The sequence below is a fragment of the Neorhizobium sp. BETTINA12A genome, from assembly GCF_023006485.1.
Lineage (GTDB): Bacteria > Pseudomonadota > Alphaproteobacteria > Rhizobiales > Rhizobiaceae > Neorhizobium.
The window spans coordinates 1-4,282 of sequence record NZ_JALBGW010000259.1 but is presented as its reverse complement, the minus strand read 5'-3'; the positions used below and the strand labels follow the sequence as shown (position 1 = coordinate 4,282).

The following is a 4,282-nucleotide window of genomic DNA, read 5'->3' as shown; positions in this document are numbered from 1 at the left end:
GGCGCCGCGCGTGCCGACGCACCGGCCGTTGCACCGCCGAAGTCTCCACCGCGGGCGAACCCGCCTGCATCAGCGTCCTGCAGGATTGTCACCGCGAACTGTTTGTCGCCCAGCAACGGGTCGCCGTCCTCTGCGCCGAGAACTTCTCCGCGTGGCAAGGCCTGCCGGAAGCGGTCGGCCATGGACAGTCTTTCATGCTGAGGCAAGGCGCCTGCGCAGCCGTCTTCGCGCTTTGCGACAGCCAAGCGGCCCGCCCCGCGGTTCGGGGATGGCTGCGGCGCATCCGCCTTCCTCCACCCGCCCCGCCTCCCCGCAGCATCGCGGGAGCCTTCGAGAGGTTCGGCGAGTTCCTGCCGGAGGAGGACGATGGGGGGGCATTAGAGGGAATGGATAACGGCGGGATCGCGTATGCCGCACCGTATCCCGGCCCTTCGCTTGGGCTCAGGGCGTTCGACGCTCAAAACGCTCCACTGGAGCGTTTTGCCGGCCGCAGGCCGTCGCGTCTCACCCCACAAACGCCCGTTCGATGACGAACTCGCCGGGCTTGTTGTTGGAGCCTTCGACGAGGCCGGCCTTTTCGAGCAGGTCCTTGGTGTCCTTCAGCATCGCGGTCGAGCCGCAGATCATGCCGCGGTCGACTTGCGGGTCGAGCGGGGGGACGCCGAGGTCGGTGAACAGCTTGCCGTTCTCGATCAGGTCGGTGATGCGGCCGCGATACTTAAAATCCTCGCGGGTCACGGTCGGGTAGTGCTTGAGCTTGTCCCCGACGATCTCGTGCAGGAATTCGTGGGTGTTGATCTCGTGCACCAGGTCGAAACCGTATTTCAGCTCGGCGACGTCGCGGCAGGTATGGGTGAGGATGACCTCGTCGAACTTTTCGTAGGTCTCGGGGTCGCGGATGAGGCTCGCGAAGGGCGCGATGCCGGTGCCGGTCGAGAACATGTAGAGCCGCTTGCCCGGCGTCAGCGCGTCGAGCACCAGCGTGCCGGTCGGCTTCTTGCGCATCAGCACCGTGTCGCCCGGCTTGATCGCCTGCAGGTGCGAGGTCAGCGGACCGTCCGGCACCTTGATCGAGAAGAATTCGAGCTCCTCGTCCCAGGCAGGGCTGGCGATCGAATAGGCGCGGTAGATCGGCTTGTCGCCGACCATCAGGCCGATCATCGCGAACTCGCCCGAACGGAAGCGGAAACCGGCCGGTCGCGTCATGCGGAAGCGGAACAGGCGGTCGGTATAATGCTCGACGGCGAGCACCGTCTCGGCATAAACGCCGTCCGGGATCTTTGCCTGAACCTGGGCCACTGCGAATTCTTCCGTCTTTGCTGGAGCGTTCATGCCTATCGGTCTCTTCGTCTCGTCGTTCTTCGCAGAAGCGAAATATACCATCTGGGCCCGCATTTGAAGGCATCCGCGTGCCTTTGTCGCGGGCCTTTCAGAAAATATGTGCGGGAAATTCACCTTTCGGCGGGTCGTTCCCCGGCCTCAGGCGGTCACCGTGCGGCGGCGCCAGCTGTAGCCCTCGCCCTTTTCGGCGTGGCGGGCCGTCGGCTGGTAGTGCTCGGCGATGCCTGGCAGCCGACCCTCTTCGAGCCGCTTCAGCGCCGTGGCGTTCTTCACCGAAAAGCTGTCGATGCCACAGCGCAGCATCAGCGGCACCTGGTCGATCAGCACATCGCCGACCGCGCGCAGCTCATTCCTGTAGCCGAGCCGGTCACGCAGCAGCGAGGCATGCGAAAAGGCGCGGCCGTCGTTGAAGGCCGGGAAATCCACCGCGACGATCTCGAGGCGGTAGAGATAGGGTTCGAGCTTGCGCACGTCGTCCGCCGGGCGGATCAGCACACCGAGGCCGACATCGTTGCTCTCCTCGGCCCGGGCGATCATCTCGTCGAGCGGCAGCAGCACCTTCTGGTCTTCGGTCGCCTTCACCTCCTCGGTCTCGATCACCCAGGGGTCGTTTGCGACGAAGCCGGTTTCTCTCCAGAGTCTTGGTTCCTGGGTCATTTACGCCGCCTCCGCCTTGGCGTCGCCATAGAGCGCTTCCTTGAACGGCTGCGGTCCGACACGGCGATAGGCTTCGAGGAAGGTTTCTTCCTTGGCGAGGCGAAGGCCGAGATAGGTGTCGACGATCGTCTCGACTGCGTCGGTCACCTTGTTCGGCTCGAAACCTCGGCCGATGATCTCGCCGATCGAGGTGTTTTCGTCGCCGGAACCGCCGAGCGTGATCTGGTAAAGCTCGGTTCCCTTCTTCTCGACGCCCAGCAGGCCGATATGGCCGACATGGTGATGGCCGCAGGCATTGATGCAGCCGGAAATCTTGATCTTGAGCTCGCCGATCTCGGCCTGGCGCTCCGGCGAACCAAAGCGGGTGGAGATTTCCTGCGACAGCGGGATCGAACGGGCGTTCGCCAGCGCGCAATAGTCCAGCCCCGGACAGGCGATGATGTCGGTGATCAAGCCTGCATTAGCGGTCGCGAGATTGTGGGCCACCAGCGCCCGATAGAGCGGCTCGAGATCGGCCAGCGCCACATGCGGCAGGATGACGTTCTGCTCGTGGCTGATGCGGATCTCGTCGAAGGCGAATTCTTCCGCCAGGTCGGCGATCGCGTCCATCTGCACATCGGAAGCGTCGCCCGGAATGCCGCCGATGGGTTTAAGCGATATCGTCACCATGCCGTAGTCGGGATGTTTGTGCGGTTGCACGTTCTGGTCGACCCAGCGGGCGAAATTTTCGTCGGTTTTTTTCCAGCCGGCGAGCTGCGGCCAGCCTTCGGCGCGATCGACCAGGGCCGGCGGCGCGAAATAGGCGGCGATCGCCTGGATGTCCTTCTCCGGCAGCTTCAGCTCGGTGCCCTGCAGATGGGAGAATTCCTCCTCCACCTGGCGGGCCAGTTCCTCGGCTCCGGTCTCATGGACGAGGATCTTGATGCGCGCCTTGTATTTGTTGTCGCGGCGGCCATGCAGATTATACACGCGCATGATCGCGGTCGTATAGGAGAGCAGGTCTTCCTCGGGGAGGAAATCCTTGATCTTCTTGGCGATCATCGGGGTACGGCCCTGCCCGCCGCCGACATATACAGCAAAACCGATTTCCCCGGCCTCGTTCTTCTTCAGGTGCAGGCCGATATCATGCACCTGGATCGCGGCGCGATCGCGCTCGGCGCCGGTGACGGCGATCTTGAATTTGCGCGGCAGATACGAGAATTCCGGGTGGACCGACGACCACTGGCGCAGGATCTCGGCGTAAGGCCTGGGATCGGCGACTTCATCAGCGGCGGCACCGGCGAAATGGTCGGCGGTGACATTGCGGATGCAGTTCCCCGACGTCTGCAGAGCGTGCATCTCGACGCTTGCGAGCTCGGCCAGGATATCCGGCGTGTCGGAGAGTTTCGGCCAGTTATACTGGATGTTCTGGCGGGTGGTGAAATGCCCGTAACCGCGGTCGTATTTACGGGCGATATGGGCGAGCATGCGCATCTGCCTGGCATTGAGCGTCCCATAAGGGATCGCGACGCGCAGCATATAGGCGTGAAGCTGGAGGTAGACCCCGTTCATCAGGCGCAGCGGCTTGAACGCGTCCTCGGCCAGCTCACCGGCGAGGCGGCGGCCGACCTGATCGCGGAACTGCTCCACGCGGCTCGAAACAAAAGCGTGGTCGAATTCGTCGTAACGGTACATGACTTCCTCAAACTGCGATGAAGGCCGGATCGGCGGGGCGGTAGCCGGCAGCATATTCCATGGTCGGGCCCTGGGCACGAATACGTTCGCGAAGACGCAGCGGCCAGAGCTTGCCGTCCTGCTCCTGCACGTCGATGACGGCGACGTCAACCACCCGGTTCTGCGCAAAATCGCGCTTGCCGATCGCCTCCAGCGAGGCCACGGCCTCGGGATGGCGGGCGACGATCGCGTCCTGCAGGTTTTCCACCCATTGGCCGCTCGCATCGAGCCAGACGGCGATGCCGTCGGAAAGGCGGTTGGCGGTCAGAACCTTGTCAGTCATCTTGTCTGTTCCATTTCCTCGCGAACCGGAATCTTACCATGAGAAAGCGGTTCGGACTTTTCGAAATTCGCACCGGCGACGGCTTCGCCGATAATCACCATGACCGGACCGGAAAGATCGTCGCGCGCTTCCAGGTCCGGCAGCTCGCGAAGAACGCCGTGGAAGAGCCGGCGGTCGGCGCGGCTGGCATTTTCGATCACGGCCACGGTGGTTTCCGGGGCAAGGCCGGCGCCCATCAGGCGTTCGGCGACGGAGGCGGCAACCGTGCGGCCCATGTAGACGGCGATC

At 63.6% G+C, this 4,282-nt stretch carries 5 protein-coding genes and 1 pseudogene; all 6 read right to left on the bottom strand.

The annotated features are described in order from the left end of the window. A partial coding sequence (locus MOV61_RS28710; RefSeq protein WP_247139026.1) for a hypothetical protein occupies positions 1-182 on the bottom strand: 182 nt, incomplete at its 3' end. Positions 183-504: 322 nt separating this feature from the next. Beyond that, positions 505-1,332 carry a ferredoxin--NADP reductase gene (locus MOV61_RS28705; RefSeq protein WP_247139025.1) on the bottom strand — a complete coding sequence of 276 codons (828 nt, stop codon included), beginning with the start codon at positions 1,330-1,332 and terminating at the stop codon, positions 505-507. A gap of 147 nt (positions 1,333-1,479) precedes the next feature. Then, on the bottom strand, positions 1,480-1,998 hold the full coding sequence (locus tag MOV61_RS28700) for a DUF934 domain-containing protein (RefSeq protein WP_247139024.1): 519 nt from the start codon (positions 1,996-1,998) through the stop codon (positions 1,480-1,482). Then, a complete protein-coding gene (locus tag MOV61_RS28695) occupies positions 1,999-3,672 on the bottom strand; it encodes a nitrite/sulfite reductase (RefSeq protein ID WP_247139023.1) in 1,674 nt (557 codons plus the stop codon). It lies immediately after the preceding gene. Positions 3,673-3,679: 7 nt separating this feature from the next. Beyond that, positions 3,680-3,994, bottom strand: coding sequence for a DUF2849 domain-containing protein (locus MOV61_RS28690; RefSeq protein WP_247139022.1), 315 nt, complete (start codon positions 3,992-3,994; stop codon positions 3,680-3,682). After that, positions 3,991-4,282 (bottom strand): annotated as a pseudogene (locus MOV61_RS28685) (uroporphyrinogen-III C-methyltransferase); the annotation flags it as partial. The pseudogene MOV61_RS28685 and the gene MOV61_RS28690, both read right to left, overlap by 4 nt.

Excerpts from the sequence above, each read along its gene's own strand:
- MOV61_RS28705 (WP_247139025.1), bottom strand. The coding sequence starts at position 1,332 with ATGAACGCTCCAGCAAAGACGGAAGAATTCGCAGTGGCCCAGGTTCAG.
- MOV61_RS28700 (WP_247139024.1), bottom strand. The coding sequence starts at position 1,998 with ATGACCCAGGAACCAAGACTCTGGAGAGAAACCGGCTTCGTCGCAAAC.
- MOV61_RS28695 (WP_247139023.1), bottom strand. The coding sequence starts at position 3,672 with ATGTACCGTTACGACGAATTCGACCACGCTTTTGTTTCGAGCCGCGTG.
- MOV61_RS28690 (WP_247139022.1), bottom strand. The coding sequence starts at position 3,994 with ATGACTGACAAGGTTCTGACCGCCAACCGCCTTTCCGACGGCATCGCC.